This window comes from Pseudoduganella aquatica (assembly GCF_020865585.1).
Lineage (GTDB): Bacteria > Pseudomonadota > Gammaproteobacteria > Burkholderiales > Burkholderiaceae_D > Rugamonas > Rugamonas aquatica_A.
Window position 1 is genome coordinate 5,639,057 of record NZ_CP086370.1, and the last position, 19,593, is coordinate 5,658,649.

12 protein-coding genes are annotated in these 19,593 nt (G+C 64.5%); 8 read left to right on the forward strand and 4 right to left on the reverse strand.

All coding sequences use genetic code 11. The annotated features are described in order from the left end of the window. The first annotated feature begins 319 nt into the window (after nucleotides 1-319). The 3 genes from KT882_RS25170 (at nucleotide 320) to moeA (ending at nucleotide 6,541) form a co-directional block, all read left to right on the forward strand. Nucleotides 320-3,439, forward strand: coding sequence for an Rne/Rng family ribonuclease (locus tag KT882_RS25170; RefSeq protein WP_228893584.1), 3,120 nt, complete (start codon nucleotides 320-322; stop codon nucleotides 3,437-3,439). Nucleotides 3,440-3,521: 82 nt separating this feature from the next. Beyond that, nucleotides 3,522-4,628 carry a GTP 3',8-cyclase MoaA gene (moaA, locus tag KT882_RS25175; RefSeq protein WP_228893585.1) on the forward strand — a complete coding sequence of 369 codons (1,107 nt, stop codon included), beginning with the start codon at nucleotides 3,522-3,524 and terminating at the stop codon, nucleotides 4,626-4,628. 2 nt (nucleotides 4,629-4,630) lie between these two features. Beyond that, entirely contained in the window at nucleotides 4,631-6,541 is a 1,911-nt protein-coding gene (gene moeA / locus KT882_RS25180) for a molybdopterin molybdotransferase MoeA (protein ID WP_267478623.1), read from the forward strand. A gap of 132 nt (nucleotides 6,542-6,673) precedes the next feature. Here moeA and KT882_RS25185 read toward each other — a convergent pair whose 3' ends face one another. Then, nucleotides 6,674-7,936 carry a DNA recombination protein RmuC gene (locus tag KT882_RS25185; protein ID WP_228893586.1) on the reverse strand — a complete coding sequence of 421 codons (1,263 nt, stop codon included), beginning with the start codon at nucleotides 7,934-7,936 and terminating at the stop codon, nucleotides 6,674-6,676. 9 nt (nucleotides 7,937-7,945) lie between these two features. Next, entirely contained in the window at nucleotides 7,946-8,344 is a 399-nt protein-coding gene (locus tag KT882_RS25190; RefSeq protein ID WP_371869376.1) for a group II truncated hemoglobin, read from the reverse strand. A 91-nt stretch (nucleotides 8,345-8,435) separates the two neighbouring features. On the opposite strand from KT882_RS25190, the gene KT882_RS25195 reads away from it, so the two are divergent. After that, entirely contained in the window at nucleotides 8,436-9,401 is a 966-nt protein-coding gene (locus KT882_RS25195; protein ID WP_161073769.1) for a hypothetical protein, read from the forward strand. 94 nt (nucleotides 9,402-9,495) lie between these two features. Here the strand turns inward: KT882_RS25195 and KT882_RS25200 are convergent, their stop codons facing one another. Then, nucleotides 9,496-12,033, reverse strand: coding sequence for an ABC transporter permease (locus KT882_RS25200; protein ID WP_228893587.1), 2,538 nt, complete (start codon nucleotides 12,031-12,033; stop codon nucleotides 9,496-9,498). A gap of 10 nt (nucleotides 12,034-12,043) precedes the next feature. Beyond that, nucleotides 12,044-13,054 carry an adenosine deaminase gene (locus KT882_RS25205; protein ID WP_161073767.1) on the reverse strand — a complete coding sequence of 337 codons (1,011 nt, stop codon included), beginning with the start codon at nucleotides 13,052-13,054 and terminating at the stop codon, nucleotides 12,044-12,046. A 497-nt stretch (nucleotides 13,055-13,551) separates the two neighbouring features. Between KT882_RS25205 and KT882_RS25210 the strand changes: the two genes are divergently transcribed. From KT882_RS25210 to KT882_RS25225, 4 genes are all read left to right on the forward strand, one after another. Then, complete coding sequence (locus KT882_RS25210; RefSeq protein WP_161073766.1) at nucleotides 13,552-15,474, forward strand: PrkA family serine protein kinase; 1,923 nt, start codon at nucleotides 13,552-13,554, stop codon at nucleotides 15,472-15,474. A gap of 85 nt (nucleotides 15,475-15,559) precedes the next feature. Then, nucleotides 15,560-16,828, forward strand: a complete 1,269-nt coding sequence (locus KT882_RS25215) for a YeaH/YhbH family protein (RefSeq protein WP_161073765.1) — start codon at nucleotides 15,560-15,562, stop codon at nucleotides 16,826-16,828. Nucleotides 16,829-16,850: 22 nt separating this feature from the next. Then, nucleotides 16,851-18,389, forward strand: coding sequence for a SpoVR family protein (locus KT882_RS25220; RefSeq protein WP_371869374.1), 1,539 nt, complete (start codon nucleotides 16,851-16,853; stop codon nucleotides 18,387-18,389). A gap of 492 nt (nucleotides 18,390-18,881) precedes the next feature. Beyond that, entirely contained in the window at nucleotides 18,882-19,544 is a 663-nt protein-coding gene (locus KT882_RS25225; RefSeq protein WP_161073763.1) for an energy transducer TonB, read from the forward strand. The last annotated feature ends 49 nt before the right edge of the window (nucleotides 19,545-19,593 follow it).

Here is a 19,593-nt window from a genome sequence, read left to right on the forward strand (position 1 = left end):
CGGTTGATGAAGCTGATTACGCTTGCCGTTTTCGCCACGCACCATACAAGATGCTCTGGCTCGACGTTTTGCGCACGCCTGCATTCTCCGCCCCGCCCCGGTTTGCTCCGGTTGGCCCGTTGGATGAGTTGCAAGCAGTGCGCGTACTCGGCATGACGCTCGGCCTCATGCGCCCTTTGCGGCCGCAACGCTACCGCGTTGCTGCGCTGCATGACGAGGCAAAACCCCTCCGCCTCCTTACTCCCGCGTATATCCCTGGTATCACGCCGTTCCCGAGGGAACGGCAAGAGATGGCCTTCGGGCCGCGGAGTTAATAAAAATGAAACGCATGTTGTTCAATGCGACGCAGCAAGAAGAATTGCGCGTTGCCATCGTCGACGGTCAGAAACTGATCGACATCGACATCGAAACCGCTGGTCGTGAACAGCGCAAGTCCAACATCTACAAAGGCGTCATCACCCGCATCGAACCGTCGCTGGAAGCCTGCTTCGTCAGCTACGGCGAAGACCGCCACGGCTTCCTGCCGTTCAAGGAAGTGGCCCGCACCTACTTCCGCGAAGGCGTGGACGTGCGCAATGCCTCCGTCAAGGAAGCGCTGCGCGAAGGCCAGGAAATCATGGTGCAGGTGGAAAAAGAGGAGCGCGGCAACAAAGGCGCGGCCCTGACCTCCTTCATCTCGCTGGCCGGCCGCTACCTGGTGCTGATGCCGAACAACCCGCGCGGCGGCGGCGTATCGCGCCGCGTCGAGGGCGAAGAGCGCCAGGAACTGCGCGAAACCATGGACAAGCTGGACCTGCCGCAAGGCATGTCCGTGATCGCCCGCACCGCCGGCATCGGCCGCAACGTCGAAGAGCTGCAGTGGGACTTGAACTACCTGATGCAGCTGTGGCGCGCAATCGAAGGCGCAGGCAAAGTCGGCAACGGCGCCTTCCTGATCTACCAGGAATCGTCGCTGGTGATACGCGCCATCCGCGACTACTTCCAGCCCGACATCGGCGAAATCCTGATCGACACCGACGAGATCTACGAGCAGGCTCACCAGTTCATGAGCCACGTGATGCCGGACATGGTGCACCGCGTCAAGCGCTACAGCGACGACGTGCCGCTGTTCTCCCGCTTCCAGATCGAACACCAGATCGAAACGGCTTACAGCCGCACGGTGCCGCTGCCATCGGGCGGCGCCATCGTGATCGACCACACCGAAGCGCTGGTGTCGGTGGACGTGAACTCGGCCCGCGCCACGCGCGGTTCGGACATCGAAACCACCGCCTTCAACACCAACTGCGAAGCCGCTGAAGAAGTGGCCCGCCAGCTGCGCCTGCGCGACCTGGGCGGCCTGATCGTGATCGACTTCATCGACATGGAAGTGGCCAAGAACCAGCGCGAAGTGGAACAGCGCCTGAAAGACGCGCTGCACCACGACCGCGCCCGCGTCCAGATGGGCAAGATCTCCCGCTTCGGCCTGATGGAGCTGTCGCGCCAGCGCCTGCGTCCGTCGCTGTCCGAAGGTTCGCACGTGACCTGCCCGCGCTGCTCGGGCACCGGCCACATCCGCGACACCGAATCGTCCGCCCTGCAGGTGCTGCGCATCATCCAGGAAGAGGCGATGAAGGAAAACTCGGCCACCATCCACGTGCAAGTGCCGGTGGACGTGGCAGCCTTCCTGCTGAACGAAAAGCGCGGCGAAGTGCTGAAGATCGAAAACCGCCACCGCATCAACGTGATCCTGATCCCGAACAAGCATCTGGACACGCCGCACTACAAGCTCGAGCGCATCAAGCACGACGATCCGCGCCTGGAAGACCACACCGCCAGCTACACCATGGCCGAGCAAGCCGAAACCGACATGGCCTACAGCAAGCGCCAGAAGGAAGAAGCCAAGCCGCGCCAGGAAGCCGTCGTCAAGACCATCACCCCGGCCCAGCCTGCTCCTGTGGTGGAGCGCAAGCCCGCACCGGAGCCGGTCAAGGCAGCCCCGGCCGCGCCGGCGCCGGCCGAGCAAGGCTTCTTCGCCAAGCTGTTCTCCTTCTTCGCACCGAAGAAAGAAGAGCCGGTTGCAGCGCCTGCGCCAGCCCCGGCCGCCAAGCCGTCGACCGAACGCGGCGACCGCAACGCCCGTGGCCCGCGCGGCCGCAGCCGCAACGGCAAGCCAGGCCGTGAAGAACGCGAACCAGGCGCCCGCGCCGGCGCCGACGAAGCCGCCAAGCCGGCCGAAGCGCGCGAAGGCCGCGAAGGCCGTCCGGCACGCCCGCCGCGTCCGCCACGCGAGCCGCGTGAAGCGCGTGAAGGCCAACCGGCCGAAGCCCAGGGCCAGCGCCCTGAGCGCGCGGAACGTCCAGAGCGCGCCGAGCGTCCTGAGCGCACCCCGCGTCCACCACGCGAACCGCGTGGCGACAAGGCTCCGGCAGCGGAAGTGAAAACCGACGAACTGGCGCTGACCGCCGGCGCCGCAGCCGCGGTAGCCGCCGTCACCCTGACCGGCGTGCCGGCAGCCGCTGCGCCAGTGGGCGACCTGCAAGTCAACGTTCCAGCCAACGCCGGTCCTGAAGGCGAAGACGGCGAAGCAGTGGACGGCGAAGAGCCGCGCCGCCGCCGCCGCCGTGGTGGCCGCAACCGCAACCGCCGCGAACGCGAAGAAGCCGAAGGCGCGGAACTGGCCGAAGGCGAGTCCGCACCAGTGATCAGCTTCACCGTGGCCCCGGCCGAAGGCGAAGCCGCTCCAGCAGCCCCGGCAGCGCCAGTTGCCGTCGCCGCACCGGTTGACCCAACCGTGGCAGTGGACGCGCCAGCCGCAGCCCCTGCAGTTGATGCAGCGCCTGCACCAGTGGCAATCGCAGCACCGGCCGATCCGACCGTGGCTGTGGATGCACCGGCAGAAGCTGCCGCAGCGCCAGCAGTGGCAGCCGCACCGGTAGTTGAAGCTGCACCTGCCGTTGAAGCAGCGCCGGTGGTTGAAGTTGCAGCCGAAGTTGCTCCTGTTGCCGCACCTGCTACAGTTGTTGCCCCAGCGACTGTGGAAGCTGCCGCAGCCGCGCCGGTGGAAGTTGCAGCAGTTGCAGCGCCAGCCCCGGTAGTGGCCGAAGCAGCACCGGTTGCCGCAGAACCAGCGCCAGCAGCAGCCGAACCAGCCGCCGTCGCCGCCCCAGTGGCAGCGCCGGTAGTGGAAGCCGCACCGGCAGCCGCGCCAGCGCCTGTAGCAGCACCTGCACCAGCAGCCCCAGTGGCAGAAGCAGCGCCAGCAGCCAAGCCGGCTGCCGACCTGAACGCCATCCTGGAAGCCGCCGGCCTGACGCTGGCGGGCACCGATCCGGCCAAACTGCGCGCTGCGCAGGAAGCCGCCGCGCAAGCCGCCACCGCTCCGGTGCGCGTACCGCGCGAGCGCAAGCCGCTGCCACCGCAAGTGGACGAGCCGCTGATCCAGGTTGACACCCGCCGTTAATCGGCAGGACGCCAGCTAAAAAGGGGAAGCCGCGTGCTTCCCCTTTTTTATATGGCGGCTGCCATCGTGCTATCGTATCCGCATGTCTGAAAAAATCATCGTCTTTACCGACCAACGCTCGCAAGCCGCGGTCGTGCCAGCCGTCCTGAAAGCGCCCACCGGCGAGCTTCGGGATCAGCTCGCCCGTCCCCTGCACGACCTGCGCATTTCCGTCACCGACCGCTGCAACTTCCGCTGCGTCTATTGCATGCCCAAGGAAGTGTTCGACAAGGATTACAACTACTTGCCGCACTCGTCCCTGCTCAGCTTTGAAGAAATCACGCGCATCGCGAAGATCTTCATCGCCCACGGCGTGGAAAAAATCCGCCTGACCGGCGGCGAGCCGCTGCTGCGCAAAAACATCGAAAAGCTGGTCGGCATGCTGGCCGAGCTGAAAACCGTGCACGGCAAGCCGCTCGACCTCACGCTCACCACCAACGGCTCCCTGCTCGCCAGGAAAGCCCAGTCGCTGAAGGACGCCGGCCTGCAGCGCGTCACCGTGTCGCTGGACGCGCTCGACGACGCCGTCTTCAAACGCATGAACGACGTCGACTTCGCCGTGGCCGACGTGCTGCACGGCGTGGACGTGGCGCACAGCGTGGGCCTGGGACCGGTCAAGGTCAACATGGTGGTCAAGGGCGGCATGAACGACCAGGAAATCCTGCCCATGGCGCGCTACTTCAAGGGCACGCCCACCATCCTGCGCTTTATCGAATACATGGACGTGGGCGCTTCCAACGGCTGGAAGCTGGATGAGGTGCTGCCCTCGGCCGAAGTGGCGCGCCGCATCGGCGCCGAGCTGCCGCTGGAGCCCATCGCCGCCAACTACAGCGGCGAGACCGCCGAACGCTGGCGCTACCTCGACGGCGGCGGCGAGATCGGCCTGATTTCCAGTGTAACCCAGGCATTTTGCCAAAACTGTACCCGTGCCCGCCTGTCCACCGAGGGTAAGCTGTACACTTGCCTGTTTGCTACGCGCGGCCACGACCTGCGCGCCCTGCTGCGCAACGGCAGCAGCGACGCCCAGATCGCCGGCGCAGTCAGCCATCTGTGGCAGGCGCGCGGCGACCGCTATTCCGAGCTGCGCAGCAGCCAGACGGCGGGCCTGGGCGAGCGCCAGAAAGTCGAAATGTCTTATATCGGGGGATAGTTTTGAGCGTCATCAATATTACGGGTCTGATACTGGCAGGCGGACGCGGCACCCGCATGGGCCGCGTCGACAAAGGCTTGCAGCATTTCCAAAGCAGCACGCTGGCCGCGCATGTAATGCAGCGCCTGGCGCCGCAGGTGGCCAGTGTGGCCATCAGCGCCAACCGCAACCAGGCCGCGTATGAAGCGATGGGCGTGCCGGTCTGGCCGGACGAGCTGGCCGGCTTCGAAGGCCCGCTGGCCGGCCTGCAAACCGCGCTGCGCCGCTGCCGCACCGACCTGCTGCTGACCGCCCCTTGCGACTCCCCCTTTCTCCCCGCCGACCTCGCCGAACGCCTGCACGCCGCCCTGCTGGCGCAGGACGCCGACCTGGCCGTGGCCGTCACCATGGAAACGGACGAGAGCGGCGAGCGCTACCGGCGCGTCCATCCCGTCTTCAGCCTGATGAAAGCCTCTGTGCTGCCGCAGCTGAGCGCCTATCTCGACAGCGGCGCGCGCCGCATGGACGGCTGGTACAAATCGGTGCGGGTGGCCGAAGTGCTGTTCGACGACAATGCCGCCTTCCGCAACATCAATACGCTGGGCGATTTGAAGGACATGGAGGCGCTGGCCGCGCGCGCAGCACAGCCAGCGCAGCACCAGCCAGGCGGCGCCGGCTACACGCCGGACGCCATGCCGGTGGAGCAGGCGCAAGCCCTGATCCGCAGCCTGGTGCAGCGGCACGCCCCTGCCCCGCTGGCGCAGCGGGTGGGCCTGCGCAGCGCGCTGGACCGCGTGCTGGCGGCCAACATCGTATCCCCCATCGATGTGCCCGCGCACGACAACTCCGCCATGGACGGCTACGCCTTCCGCGGCGCCGACCTGCTGCCCGATGCGCCCACCACCTTCAAGGTCGTGGCCACCGCCTACGCCGGCCGGCCCGCCGCCGTGCCGGCTGGACCGGGCGAATGCGTGCGCATCATGACGGGCGCCGTCATGCCGCCAGGGCTGGACACCGTGCTGCCGCAGGAACTGGCCGCCGCCGTGGGCGACGGCCGCGTCACCGTGGCGCCCGGCAGCATCGCGCCAGGCGCCAACCGGCGCTTCCGTGGCGAAGACCTGGCGGCGGGCGCGCCCGCGCTGCGCAAGGGCAAGCGCGTGAGCCCGGCCGACCTCGGCCTGATCGCCTCGCTCGGCATCGCCGAAGTGGCGGTGCAGGCGCGCCTGCGCGTAGCCTACTTCTCCACCGGCGACGAGCTGCGCTCCATCGGCGAAACGCTGGACGCCGGCAGCATCTACGACAGCAACCGCTACACCCTGTTCGGCATGCTGGAGCGGCTAGGCTGCGAAGCCATCGACCTGGGCAGCGTGAAGGACGACCCGGACACGCTGCGCGCCACGCTGCGCCAGGCCTGCGAACACGCGGACGTGGTGCTGACCACCGGCGGCGTGTCGACCGGCGCGGCCGACTATATCCGCCAGATCATGGCGGAACTGGGCGACGTGGCGTTCTGGAAAATGGAAATGCGGCCCGGCCGGCCGATGGCCTTCGGCCGCATCCAGTCCGGCGGGCACAGCGCGCTGCTGTTCGGCTTGCCGGGCAATCCGGTCGCGGCCATGGTGGCGTTCTATTTCTTCGCGCGCGGCGCGCTGCTGCAGATGATGGGAGTGGATGCGGAACGCCAGGCGCTGCCGCTCATGCGCGCGCGCAGCGCGGCAGCCATACGCAAGAAACCGGGACGCACCGAATACCAGCGCGGCATTCTCGCAGCCGATGGCCAGGGCGGGCAGGAAGTGCGTATTACCGGCGCGCAGGGCTCGGGTATCTTGCGCTCCATGTCCGAGGCCAACTGCATGGTGGTCCTGCACGCAAGCCAGGGCGACACCGCGCCCGGCGATATGGTGGATGTGGTGCTGTTCGACGGCCTGGTTTAGGCCGCTGGCGGGTTACGCGGGCGCGCCCGCTAACCCGCCCTACGATGCACAGCATTGAGCGGCATCGTATCGAGGCGTAGGGCGGGTTAGCGGGGAACTCCGCGTAACCCGCCATGCCTGCGGACCCGCGCCTCAACTGTCCAGCGCATCCTGATCAGTGTCAGGCCCCAGCATCAGCTGGGCCGCTTCGCTGGGCAGCGCTTCCACGGTTTTCAGCTTGCGCGCCATCTGGCGGCTGCGCACTTCGGCCGTTTCGATATTGCGCGCCGCCTTCTCCAGCGTGAGCTTGGTGGCGGCCAGCACGTCGCCGAACTTGCCGAACTCGGTTTTCACCGCGCCCAGCACCTGCCACACCTCGGACGAACGCTTTTCCAGCGCCAGCGTGCGGAAGCCCATCTGCAAGCTGTTCAGCAAGGCCATCAGCGTGGACGGCCCGGCGATGCTGACGCGGTTCACGCGCTGCAGCTCGTCCGCCAGCCCCGGCCTGCGCATCACTTCCGCGTACAGCCCCTCCGTGGGCAGGAACAGGATGGCGAAATCCGTGGTCTGCGGCGGCGCCAGGTATTTGTCGGCGATGGTCTTGGCCTCGCCGCGCACGGTGCGCTCCAGCTCGCGCCCGGCGGTGGCCACGCCTTCCGCATCGGCCCGCTCGGCAGCGTCCAGCAGGCGCTCGTACTGCTCTTTCGGGAACTTGGCGTCGATCGGCATCCACACCGGCGCGCCGCCCGCCACCTGGCCCGGCAGCTTGAGCGCGAACTCCACGCGCGCATTGCTGCCCGCCACGGTCTCCACATTCTTCGCGTACTGGTCCGGCGTCAGCACCTGCTCGAGCAGCATTTCCAGCTGCACCTCGCCCCAGGTGCCGCGCGTTTTCACATTGGTCAGCACGCGCTTCAGGTCGCCCACGCCCTGCGCCAGCAGCTGCATCTCGCCCAGCCCCTGGTGCACCCGCTCCAGCCGCTCCGACACCTGCTGGAACGACGCGCTCAAACGCGCCTCCAGCGTGGCGTGCAGCTTTTCGTCCACGGTCTTGCGCATTTCCTCCAGGCGCGCGCCGTTGTCGGTCTGCAGCTCGCGCATTTTCACTTCCAGCGTGGCGCGCACTTCCAGCAGGCGGCGCGCGTTCGACTCGGTCAGCACCTCGATCTGGCGCCGCATGCCGTCCAGCTGCTGCACCGTGGCCGCGTGCGACTGCGCCAGCGTCTGCCCCATTTCCTGGCGCGAGGCCTGCGCCGTGGCCTGCAGCTGCATGCGCACTTCGCGCTCCACCCGCTCGATATGGGCGGCCAGGCCGGCCGTCTCGCCGCCGCCTCGCCCGCGCAGCAGCATCAGGATTTGCAGGACCAGCAAAACGGCGCCCAGCGCCAGCAATACGAGGAATTCGATATGGGTCATGAAGTCAGTTCAATGCGGATGATTCCGCATCCAGTCCGCCGTCTGGTAGAAGGATTCCATCAGCCGCACGCGCAGCGGCTCGGCGATGCCCACGTCCTCCATGGCCCAGGCCATGGCGCGCAGCCACTGGTCGCGCTCGGTGGTGCCGATGGCGAACGGCATGTGGCGCATGCGCAGGCGCGGATGGCCGAAACGCTCGATATAGGCGTCCGGCCCGCCCATCCAGCCGGACAGGAACCAGAACAGCTTGTCGCGCGAGCCGTCCGTGCTGGGCGGATGCAGGGCGCGCAGCACGGCAAATTCCGGCTCCAGCTCCATCAGGTCGTAAAAACGGTCCACCATTTCACGCAGCTTGCCCTCGCCGCCTATGGTGTCATACAGGGATTGTGGCTCATTCATAAGCTCCATCATAGCCTACACAGCAAAAGCTTGATATTGATCAAACGTCAAAGCACTATTCCGCGAGAAACTTCTACTCTGATCAAAAGTAATTAAGCGAATGAAACTGCCCATCTACGCCCACCCCATGCTCACCGTTCTGGTGGACGACAGCAGTTCTTTGCTGCAAAGTCTTCCGCCCCGGCCCCATGGACGCAAGGTTTTCCACCAGGCGGACGAAGCGCTGGCCTGGCTGATGCAGAGCCCCCAGCACGAACGCGTGCCGCTGCGGGTCAACCACGACCTGCCGGCCTGCAGCGTGACGGTGGACGTGGACAGCATCTTCCGCGTCAGCGGCCAGCGCGGGCGCTTTGCCGTGCCCTCGGTGGTGGTGGTGGATTTTTACATGCCGCATATGAACGGCCTGGACTTCTGCCGCGCGCTGCAATACCTGCCGTGCAAGAAAATCCTGCTGGCCGGGCCGGGCGAGGAGCGCATCGCCATGGAGGCCATGAACAGTGGCCTGATCGACCGCTACGTGCGCAAGCAGGACGGGGACGCGCCGGCGCAGCTGGAACGCGAGATCGCGCGCATGCAGCAAGCCTGGTTCCTGGACCAGGAACGCGTGGCCGGCGACCTGCTGGCCATGCACGAATACAGCTTCCTGCAATGCCGCCAGGTGGCCGAGGTGGTGCGCCAGCTGTACCACAACCACGGTTTCGTGGAGCACTACATATTCCCCCAGCCGAACGGCATCCTGCTGATAGACGAGGCGGGCGAGGCGCAGCTGATGGTGGTGGAAACGGAAGCGGGCATGCGGGCGCAATACGAAATCGCGCGCGACAGCGGCGCGCCGCGCCCGCTGCTGCAGGCGCTGGAGCAGCGCCGGGTGCTGCCCTTCTTCGACCACGAGGGGCGCGATGGCATGTACGACAGGTCCATCGGCGGCGCATGGCAGCGCTACTGCCAGGAGCCGCAGGTCTGCCGGGGCGAGCAGACCTACTACTGGGCGCTGTTCGAGCTGCCGCCCAGCTATCTGAGCGAGCAGCCCTACACCCACGCCCAGTATCTGAGCGAAGCCGCGTAACGGCGGGTTACGCGCGGCGGCGCCGCGCTAACCCGCCCTACGCAACTACGCAACGACCGTAGGGCGGGTTAGGCGCTTGCGCCGTAACCCGCCATCACGCTTCGCGCAGCGTTTGCAGCGGCGGCTTGGACAGCACGCCGCGCAGCCCCAGCCAGCCGCCCGCGATGGCGCACAGCGCGCCCACGGCCAGCCCGGCCAGCCACACGCCCGGATTGAAAGCCCATTCAAACTTGAACTGGTAGGTCGCCAGGCCCCAGCCCATGGCCGCCGCGCCGCTGGCCGCCAGCAGGCCCGCCAGCGCGCCCACCAGCGTGAACTCGATCAGCTGCGCCTGCGACAGCTGCTTGCGGGTGGCGCCCAGCGCGCGCAGCAAGCCCGCCTCCCGGGTGCGCTCGTCCTGCGATCCCATCAGCGCCGCGTACAGCACCAGCACGCCGGACAGCAAAGTAAAGGCAAACAAAAACTCCACCGCCATGATCACCTGGTCCAGCACCGCCTGCACCTGGCGCAGCACGCTGCCCACGTCGACAATGGTCAGGTTGGGATAGTCGCGCGTGAGTGCATTGCCCAGCGCGGCCTGCTCCTTGGGCAAATGGAAGGCCGTGATCCAGCTTTGCGGCGCGTCCGCCATCGCCTTGGGATTGATGATGACGAAGAAGTTCACCCGCATCGAACCCCATTCCAGCTTGCGCAGGCTGGTGATCTTCGCCTCCACCGGCGAGCCTGCGATATCGAAGCGCATGGTGTCGCCCAACTTCAGGCGCAAGGTCTTGGCAATGCCCTCCTCCACCGACGCTTCCGCCGCGCCGGCCGGCAAGGCCGCGTCATTGAACCACTGCCCCGCCGCGATGCGGTTCCCTTCCTGCATGGCGTTCATGGTGGACAGGTTGAACTCGCGGTCCGCCAGGCCGCGCGCGCGCTCGTCGGTGTAGGTGGCGGCGGTGATGGCCGCGCCATTCACGGCGATCAATCGGCCCCGTATCATGGGATACAGCGGCGCATTCACCACGCCCGCGCTGGCCAGCCGCTTGGCGATCTCGTCCTTCTGCTCCGGCTGGATATTGATGATGAAGCGGTTGGGCGCATCGGCCGGGGTGGCGTTGCGCCAGGCCGTCATCAAATCGCCGCGCACCACGGTCAGCAGCAGCAAGGCCATCAGGCCCAGCGCCAGCGACACGATCTGCACCACGGTGGCGCCGGGGCGGCGCTGCAGCGAGGTCACAGCGAAGCGCCAGGCCTGGTGGCGGAAGGCGCCGCGCAGCGTCTTGAGCGACTTCAGGCCCAGCCATCCCACCAGCGCGAACACGGCGAAGGCGCCCAGGAAGCCAAGCGCCGTCATCAGCGCCAGCTTGGCGTCGCCTGCCTGCCACAGCAACAGCAGCACAAAGCTGCCCAGGCCCAGGCCGTAGGTGGCCAGCGCCATCGGCTGCGGCGCGGCCGCTTCGCGCCGGATCACGCGATTGTGCGGCACGTTGCGCAGCTGGAGTATGGGCGGCAGCGCAAAGCCGGCCAGCAGCAGCATGCCGGTGGCCACGCCTTGCAGCGCGGGGCGGATGCTAGCCGGCGGCAAGTCGTTGGCCACCAGTTTTCCCAGCGCTTCGAGCAGCACGAAGTGGCTGCCGAAACCGATCGCCACGCCGATCACGCTGCCCGCCAGGCCCACCAGCAGGAACTCGATCAGATACATGGCCGTGGCCTGGTTCTGCGTCAGGCCCAGGCAGCGCAGCATGGCGCAGGCGTCCAGGTGGCGCGTCATGAAGCGGCGCGCGGCCATCGCCACGGCCACCGCCGCCAGCATGGCCGAGAGCAGGCCCACCAGCGACAGGAAGCGGTCGGCGCGCTCCAGGGTGGAGCGCATCTCGGGACGGCCCGCTTCCAGCGAATCGACGCGCACGCCCTTGACGCCGTCCGCCTCGATTTTTGCGCGCAGCCAGGCTTCATAGTCGGCGATGGCCTCGCCGCGCTGCGGCGGCGCCGCCAGCAGCAGGCGGTAGGTCACGCGCGCGCCCGGCTGCACCAGGCCGGTGGCGGCCAGGTCCGGCAGCGGCAGCATCACGCGCGGCGCAAAGTTCATAAAGGAGGCGCCCCGGTCCGGCTCGGCCGCGATCAGGCTGGCCACCTTGAAGGTCCTGTCGCCCAGCTTGATCTCGCCGCCCACCGCCACCTTCAGCGCCGTCAGCAGCCCGGCGTCCACCCAGGCCGTGCCGGGCTGCGGCACGTCGCCGGCGGCCACGCCGATGCCGTCGTTGGCCTGCACGGCGTCGGTGCTGGTCTTCACGCGGCCGCGCAGCGGATAGCCGCTGCTCACCGCCTTCAGCGACACCAGCTGCGACTGCACCGCGTCGCCCTCGCCCGCCTGCGCCATGCTGGGGAACACCACCGTGTCCGCCATCAACAGGCCGCGCCGCTGCGCCTCCGCGCGCCAGGCCGGGTCCACCGGCTGGTCCGCGTTGAGCACCAGGTCCGCACCCAGCAGCTGGTGCGCGTCGCGCTCCAGCGCCGCGCGCAAGCGGTCGATAAAGAAGCCGGACGCCGACAGGGCGGACACCGCCACGATCAGCGCCACCAGCAGGAAGCGCAACTGCCCCGCGCGCCAGTCGCGCAGGGTCATACGGAGGGCAAGTTTGAACATGGACTAGGCTTTAGGCCGGGACGGCGGCGAAATAGGCATCCACTTCGGCGAGGAAGCGCTGCTTCTGCTCCGCCGGCAGGAAGGACGCTTCGAAGCTGTTGCGCGCCAGCGTGCGGGCGTGCGCCAGCGTGAGCGGCAAGGCCTCGAAGGTGGCGATGAAGTTGTCGTTCATATAGCCGCCGAAGTAGGCCGGGTCGTCCGAATTCACCGTGGCCACCAGGCCTGCGTCCAGCAGCTGCACCAGGTTGTGGTCCTTCATCTGGTCGAACACGCGCAGCTTGGTGTTCGACAGCGGGCAGACCGTCAGCGCGATGCGCTCGCGCGCCACCCGCGCCGTCAGCGCCGCGTCCTCCAGCACGCGCACGCCGTGGTCGATGCGCTCCACGTGCAGCACGTCCAGCGCCGACTCAATATACGCCGGCGGGCCTTCTTCGCCCGCGTGCGCCACCAGGTGCAGGCCCAGCTCGCGGCAGCGCGCAAACACGCGCGCGAATTTCTCCGGCGGGTGGCCCACTTCGGACGAGTCCAGGCCCACGCCGATAATCTTGTCCAGGTAAGGCGTGGCCGCCTCCAGCGTGGACAGCGCGTCCTCTTCCGACAGATGGCGCAGGAAGCACATGATCAGCGTGGCGCTGACCGGGCTGTCCTGGCAGGCGCGGTGGATGCCGTTGAACACGGTCTCCATGGCCACGCCGCGCGCGGTGTGCGTTTGCGGGTCGAAGAAGATTTCCGTGTGGCGCACATTGTCGGCCTCGGCTTTTTTCAGGTAGGCCGCCGTCATGTCGTAGAAGTCCTGCTCCTGCAGCAGCACGCTGGCGCCGGCATAGTAGATATCGAGGAAGGATTGCAGGTCGGTAAAGGCATACGCGGCGCGCAGCGCCTCCACCGAGGCGTATGGCAGGGCCACGCCGTTGCGCGCGGCCAGCGCAAAAATCAGCTCGGGTTCCAGCGAGCCTTCGATATGGATATGCAGTTCGGCTTTCGGCATGGCCTGCACCACCGTGCGCAGCTGGTTGTTCATCTTGTTTCTTCCGTTGTCTGGTAAATAAGGGGCATCATAGGATGGGGCCATCTTAACGCAAAGGCGGACACACGCGCACGGTTTGCGTGCCGGTCAGCATGACTGCTTCAGCCGTGCTAATGTGGCACAAAAGCACCGGAAAAACGCGGGAAAAACCACTGGAAATTTAACTATTTCCAAGATTTTCCTGTTTAAAATCAGGTGGTTATAGAAACTAATTAAGTTAATTACGACATACCTTTTGACTTCCTGAACCAATAGAGCAATAATAAATTTCATAGACGTAAGATGCGTTACGACGTACACACAAATATGCCGGCAAAGCCCACCGCACGGCCACAAAGCACAGCTCCGAGGTACGGGCAATCCGTACCAGCGCAGGCAGCTGGCAACGATAGAAAAACAAAACAAGGAGTAGGTATCGCACAAGGCAAGGGCCAGCAGCCGTGTTGACTGCCGACCAAGTGACTAGCAGGTTTACATCAAAGGACATTCAAATGACCATTTTTGACAACTACGCAGCACGGTACGAGCGCACCAAGGAAGAAGAAATGTCAATGACGGAGTATCTGGCGCTTTGCAAAAAGGACCGGCTTACTTACGCCACCGCGCCCGAGCGCATGCTGGCCGCCATCGGCGAACCCACGCTGGTCGACACGCGCAACGATACGCGCCTGTCCCGCATTTTCGCCAACAAGGTCATCAAGATTTATCCGGCGTTCCGCGAGTTCTACGGCACCGAGGAAGTGATCGAGCAAGTGGTGTCCTTCTTCCGCCACGCCGCGCAGGGGCTGGAGGAGCGCAAGCAGATCCTCTACCTGCTCGGCCCGGTAGGCGGCGGCAAGTCCTCCATCGCCGAGAAGCTCAAGTCGCTGATGGAACAGGTGCCCTTCTACTGCCTGAAAGGCTCGCCCGTGAACGAGTCGCCGCTGGGCCTGTTCAACGAGGCCGAGGACGGCACCATACTGGAGGAAGACTACGGCATCCCGCGCCGCTACCTGCGCAACATTCCCAGCCCCTGGGCGGTGAAGCGCCTGCATGAATTCAACGGCGACATCAACCAGTTCCGCGTGGTCAAGCGCTACCCGTCCATCCTGAAGCAGATCGCCATTTCGAAAACCGAGCCGGGCGACGAGAACAACCAGGACATTTCCTCGCTGGTGGGCAAGGTCGACATCCGCAAGCTGGAAGACTACGCCCAGGACGATCCGGACGCCTACAGCTACTCCGGCGGCCTGTGCCTGGCCAACCAGGGCCTGATGGAATTCGTCGAGATGTTCAAGGCGCCCATCAAGGTGCTGCACCCGCTGCTGACCGCCACCCAGGAAGGCAACTACAAGGGCACGGAAGGCTTCGGCGCCATCCCCTTCGACGGCATCATCCTGGCCCACTCCAACGAGTCCGAGTGGAAGGCCTTCAAGAACAACCGCAACAACGAGGCATTCCTTGACCGTATCTATATCGTCAAGGTGCCGTACTGCCTGCGCGTGACCGACGAGATCAAGATCTACGACAAGCTGCTGGTCAACTCCTCGCTGGAGAAAGCGCCGTGCGCGCCCGGCACGCTGAAGATGATGGCGCAGTTCGCCATCCTGTCGCGCCTGAAGGATCCGGAAAACTCCTCCGTCTTCAGCAAGATGCTGGTGTACGACGGCGAAAACCTGAAGGACACCGATCCCAAAGCCAAGTCCATCCATGAATACGTGGACTACGCCGGCGTGGACGAGGGCATGAGCGGGCTGTCGACGCGCTTCGCCTTCAAGATCCTGTCCAAGGTGTTCAACTTCGACACCACGGAAGTGGCCGCCAACCCGGTGCACCTCTTATATGTGCTGGAGCAGCAGGTCGAGCGCGAGCAGTTCCCCCCCGAGACCGAGCAGAAATACTTCTCCTATATAAAAGAGCACCTGGCGCAGCGCTATGTGGAGTTCATCGGCAAGGAGATCCAGACCGCCTACCTGGAAAGCTATTCCGAGTACGGCCAGAACATCTTCGACCGCTACGTGACCTTTGCCGACTTCTGGATACAGGACCAGGAATACCGCGACCCGGACACCGGCGAAAGCTTCGACCGCGAATCGCTGAACAACGAGCTGGAGAAGATCGAGAAGCCGGCCGGGATCTCCAACCCGAAAGACTTCCGCAACGAGATCGTCAACTTCGGGCTGCGCGCGCGCGCCAACAACGGCGGCAAGAATCCGGCCTGGACCAGCTACGAGAAGTTCCGCACCGTGATCGAGAAGAAGATGTTCTCCAACACCGAGGAACTGCTGCCGGTGATTTCCTTCAACGCCAAGGCCAGCGCCGAGGACGCCAACAAGCACGCCGACTTCGTGGCGCGCATGGTGGAGAAGGGCTACACCGCGAAGCAGGTGCGCTTGCTGTGCGAGTGGTATCTGCGCGTGAGGAAGTCATCCTAAGCCGGCGGTGCGATAATACGAGGAAGGGACGGCCCAACAGCCGCCCTGCCCCGACGCCGGAAATTATGTAGCAGCAGGAGGCACTTTGACTTACCTCATTGACCGTCGTTTGCAAGGCAAGAACAAGTCCGCAGTGAACCGCGAACGCTTCTTGCGCCGTTACAAAGGCCAGATCAAGGACGCGGTGGGACGGGCCATCAAGGGCCGCTCCATCACCGATGTTGAAAATGGCGAAAAAGTGTCGATTCCCGTCAAGGACGTGAACGAGCCCTCGTTCGGCCATGCCCACGGCGGCGTGTGGGAAGTGATCAACCCGGGCAACCAGGAATACCTGAAGGGCGACCAGATCGCGCGGCCCAAGGGCGGCGGCGGCTCCGGGCGCGGCAAGGCCGGCAATAGCGACCAGACTTCGGAAGACGACTTCATCTTCGAGCTGTCGCGCGAAGAATTCATGAACTACTTCTTCGAGGACCTGGAACTGCCCAACCTGGTCAAGACCCAGCTCACCGCCACCACCGAGTTCAAGAACCAGCGCGCCGGCTACACCGTGTCCGGCACGCCGTCCAATATCCACGTGCTGCGCTCGCTGCGCGGCGCGCTGGGCCGGCGCATCGCCGTCGGCGGCAGCTCGCGCAAGCGCCTGCACGAGGCGGAGCTGGAACTGCAGGCCCTGCTCGAGGCGGGCGCGCCCATGGAAGACCCCAACGTGGTCGAGCTGCGCAAGCTGATCCACCACCTGCACACGCGGCTGCTGGCCATCCCCTATATCGACCCCTTCGACCTGCGCTACAGCAACCGCATCAAGGTGCCCAAGCCGATGACGCAGGCGGTGATGTTCTGCATCATGGACGTGTCCGGCTCCATGGACGAGAGCCGCAAGGACACCGCCAAGCGCTTCTTCATCCTGCTCTACCTTTTCCTCAAGCGCGTGTACGACAAGATCGACGTGGTCTTCATCCGCCACCACACGGCGGCGGCCGAGGTCAGCGAGGACGAATTCTTCCACTCGCGCGAATCGGGCGGCACGGTGGTGTCCTCGGCGCTGCACCTGCTCAACAAGGTGCTCGACGAACGCTACGGCGCCGGCCAGTGGAACAGCTACGTGGCCCAGGCCTCGGACGGCGACAACTGGGACAACGACTCGCTGCTGTGCAAGCAGCTGCTGGTCAACACCATCATGCCCAAGGTGCAGTACTACACCTATGTCGAGATCACGGACGGGCCGCCGCAGAACCTGTGGGAGCAGTACGCCCAGGTGCCGGACCTGCACCCCCACTTCGCCATGCAGAAAATCGTCACGCCGGCCGACATCTATCCGGTGTTCCGCGAACTGTTCAAAAAGCAGCCCAAATAAGCGGGCGCATTAAGGCACACGTATGAACCAGATGACTAAACGGCCACCGCATCCGCGCGCCCTGCCCGAGCAGTCCGAATGGACGTTTGAACTGATCGAGCAGGCGCACGAGGAAATCCGGCGCGTGGCGCACAACTTCGGCCTGGACACCTACCCCAACCAGCTCGAGATCATCACCGCCGAGCAGATGATGGACGCCTACACCTCGGTCGGCATGCCGGTGTCCTACAACCACTGGTCCTTCGGCAAGCACTTCCTGTCCACCGAAAAAGGCTACAAGCGCGGCCAGATGGGGCTGGCCTACGAAATCGTCATCAACTCCGATCCCTGCATCGCCTATTTAATGGAGGAGAACAGCCTGACCATGCAGGCGCTGGTGATCGCGCACGCGGCCTACGGCCACAATTCTTTCTTCAAAGGCAACTACCTGTTCCGCACCTGGACCGACGCCGAGGCCATCGTCGACTACATGGTGTTCGCCAAGAACTACATCGCCGAATGCGAGCAGCGCCACGGCATCGACGCGGTCGAGCTGCTGCTGGACTCCTGCCACGCCATCCAGAACTACGGCGTGGACCGCTACAAGCGCCCGGCCAAGCTGTCGCTGTTCCAGGAGCAGCAGAAGCAGAAGGAGCGCGAAGCCTACCTGCAGTCGCAGATCAACGAGCTGTGGCGCACCCTGCCGCGGCGCGACGAGGAGGAGATCGACAAGCCCATGCCGCGCTTCCCGCCCGAGCCGGAAGAGAACCTGCTGTACTTTATAGAGAAGTACGCGCCGCTGCTGGAACCCTGGCAGCGCGAGATGGTGCGCATCGTGCGCAAGATCAGCCAGTACTTCTACCCGCAGCGCCAGACCCAGGTGATGAACGAGGGCTGGGCCACGTTCTGGCACTACACCATCCTGAACCAGTTGTACGACGAGGGCGTGGTGGCCGAGGGCTTCATGATGGAGTTCCTCAAGAGCCATACCAACGTGGTGTTCCAGCCGCCGGTGCACAGCCCCTATTACAGCGGGATCAACCCTTATGCGCTCGGTTTCGCGATGATGACCGACATCCGCCGCATCTGCGAGCACCCGACGGACGAGGACCGCGAATGGTTCCCCGACATCGCCGGCAGCGACTGGCGCAAGACGCTGGACTTCGCCATGCGCAATTTCAAGGACGAAAGCTTTATCGCCCAGTACCTGTCGCCGCGCCTGATACGCGAGTTCCACTTCTTCGCCGTGCTGGACGACGACAAGAACGAAAAGCTCAACGTCTCGGCCATCCACGACGAGCTGGGCTACCGCTACGTGCGCCAGCAGCTGGCCGAACAGTACAACCTGGGCAACCGCGAGCCGAATATCCAGGTCTGGTCGGTCAACACCCGCGACGACCGCGCCCTGACCTTGCGCCACACCCAGTTCAACCGCCGCCCGCTGAACCAGCAGGCCAACGAGGTGCTCAAGCACGTGGCGCGGCTGTGGGGCTTCGATGTCCACCTGGAAACAGTGGACCCGCATGGCCATGTTATTAACACGCTGGAAGTCAAGCGTGAGAAGCGCAACCGCGGCGGCTGAACGCCTCCGGGGCGCCGCGCCCCGTCCCCTGCCCGCGTTCCGCGCCGCCGCCGCGGAACGCATATAGATAGAACAATATTTAAGACTGCCTTAACGGGCGCTAGTCTGTGAAATTCTTCTATACTATTCATATGGCGAACGCGCTTGAGTTGCACATCAGCAACGGCACGCACCAACTTTTGCACGGCTGGCCTGACCAATTCCGACATTTAATTCCGTTTTTCGGCGGAAAAATAAACATCGTGAAGGGGTCGAAAATTACTCCCCAAAAACGTGCCGGGAAGTCTTGCTTTTTGTGCCAGAACGGTGCAGCAGCAAGGCGAAAAACGGCGCTAAGCACATGAAATTTAACCGGTTTTAGGGATCAAAATTCTATGTAAATTGAAGGATTCGTATGTATAATTCGCCGACGTCCCGGATGCGGCTGGAGCTTTTTGTCGCCATAACGGGGTTCGAGGTAGTACAAAAGAGTTGGTATTGGAGAAAGCAGGCATGAATTTCACGCATAACGAGAAGGACGCCAAGAAGAATCTGACTGGCATAACCGTCGTGGTCTTGTTGCACATCCTGGTTGCGTACGGGATCGTGTCGGGTCTGGGCAAACGCCTGGTCGCCAAAATGGTCGAACCCGTAGAAACCAAGATCATCGAGGAAGTGGCACCACCTCCTCCAAAAGAACTGCCGCCACCGCCACCACCACCAGAGATGAAGGCACCACCACCGCCCTTCATTCCTCCGGTTGAGGTGAACGTGCAGCAGCCGCCGCCGCAGCAGAACGTTATCGCTAACGCGACCAACGTGAAACCTGCGACGAACGAGTTGCAGAAAGCGCCGCCAGCTGCACCGCCAGCACCGCCAGCGCCGCCTGCAAAATCGGTACACGTGCCTGCAGTAGCCGACTTCAACACTTGCGCAAAACCAGAGTGGCCTAAATCCTCCCTGCGCAATGAAGAAACCGGTACGGTAACGTTATCGTTCCTGATTGGTGTAGACGGCCATGTCGTCGAATCCAAATTAGTGAAATCCAGTGGCTTCAGGGATTTGGACAAAGCCGCAATCGCGGGTATTTCCAAGTGCCGTTTCAAGCCTGGCATGACCGACGGCAAGCCGGAGCAAGCGTGGATGCAAATGCAATACGTCTGGACGCTGGAATAAAAACCGGGGCAGCAGTTACGTCCCACTTAGTACTTCGTTGACATTTCAG

Excerpts from the sequence above, each read along its gene's own strand:
- KT882_RS25225 (WP_161073763.1), top strand. The coding sequence starts at position 18,882 with ATGAATTTCACGCATAACGAGAAGGACGCCAAGAAGAATCTGACTGGC.
- KT882_RS25170 (WP_228893584.1), top strand. The coding sequence starts at position 320 with ATGAAACGCATGTTGTTCAATGCGACGCAGCAAGAAGAATTGCGCGTT.
- KT882_RS25205 (WP_161073767.1), bottom strand. The coding sequence starts at position 13,054 with ATGAACAACCAGCTGCGCACGGTGGTGCAGGCCATGCCGAAAGCCGAA.
- KT882_RS25210 (WP_161073766.1), top strand. The coding sequence starts at position 13,552 with ATGACCATTTTTGACAACTACGCAGCACGGTACGAGCGCACCAAGGAA.
- moaA (WP_228893585.1), top strand. The coding sequence starts at position 3,522 with ATGTCTGAAAAAATCATCGTCTTTACCGACCAACGCTCGCAAGCCGCG.
- KT882_RS25185 (WP_228893586.1), bottom strand. The coding sequence starts at position 7,936 with ATGACCCATATCGAATTCCTCGTATTGCTGGCGCTGGGCGCCGTTTTG.
- KT882_RS25195 (WP_161073769.1), top strand. The coding sequence starts at position 8,436 with ATGAAACTGCCCATCTACGCCCACCCCATGCTCACCGTTCTGGTGGAC.
- KT882_RS25200 (WP_228893587.1), bottom strand. The coding sequence starts at position 12,033 with ATGTTCAAACTTGCCCTCCGTATGACCCTGCGCGACTGGCGCGCGGGG.
- KT882_RS25190 (WP_371869376.1), bottom strand. The coding sequence starts at position 8,344 with ATGGAGCTTATGAATGAGCCACAATCCCTGTATGACACCATAGGCGGC.
- KT882_RS25220 (WP_371869374.1), top strand. The coding sequence starts at position 16,851 with ATGAACCAGATGACTAAACGGCCACCGCATCCGCGCGCCCTGCCCGAG.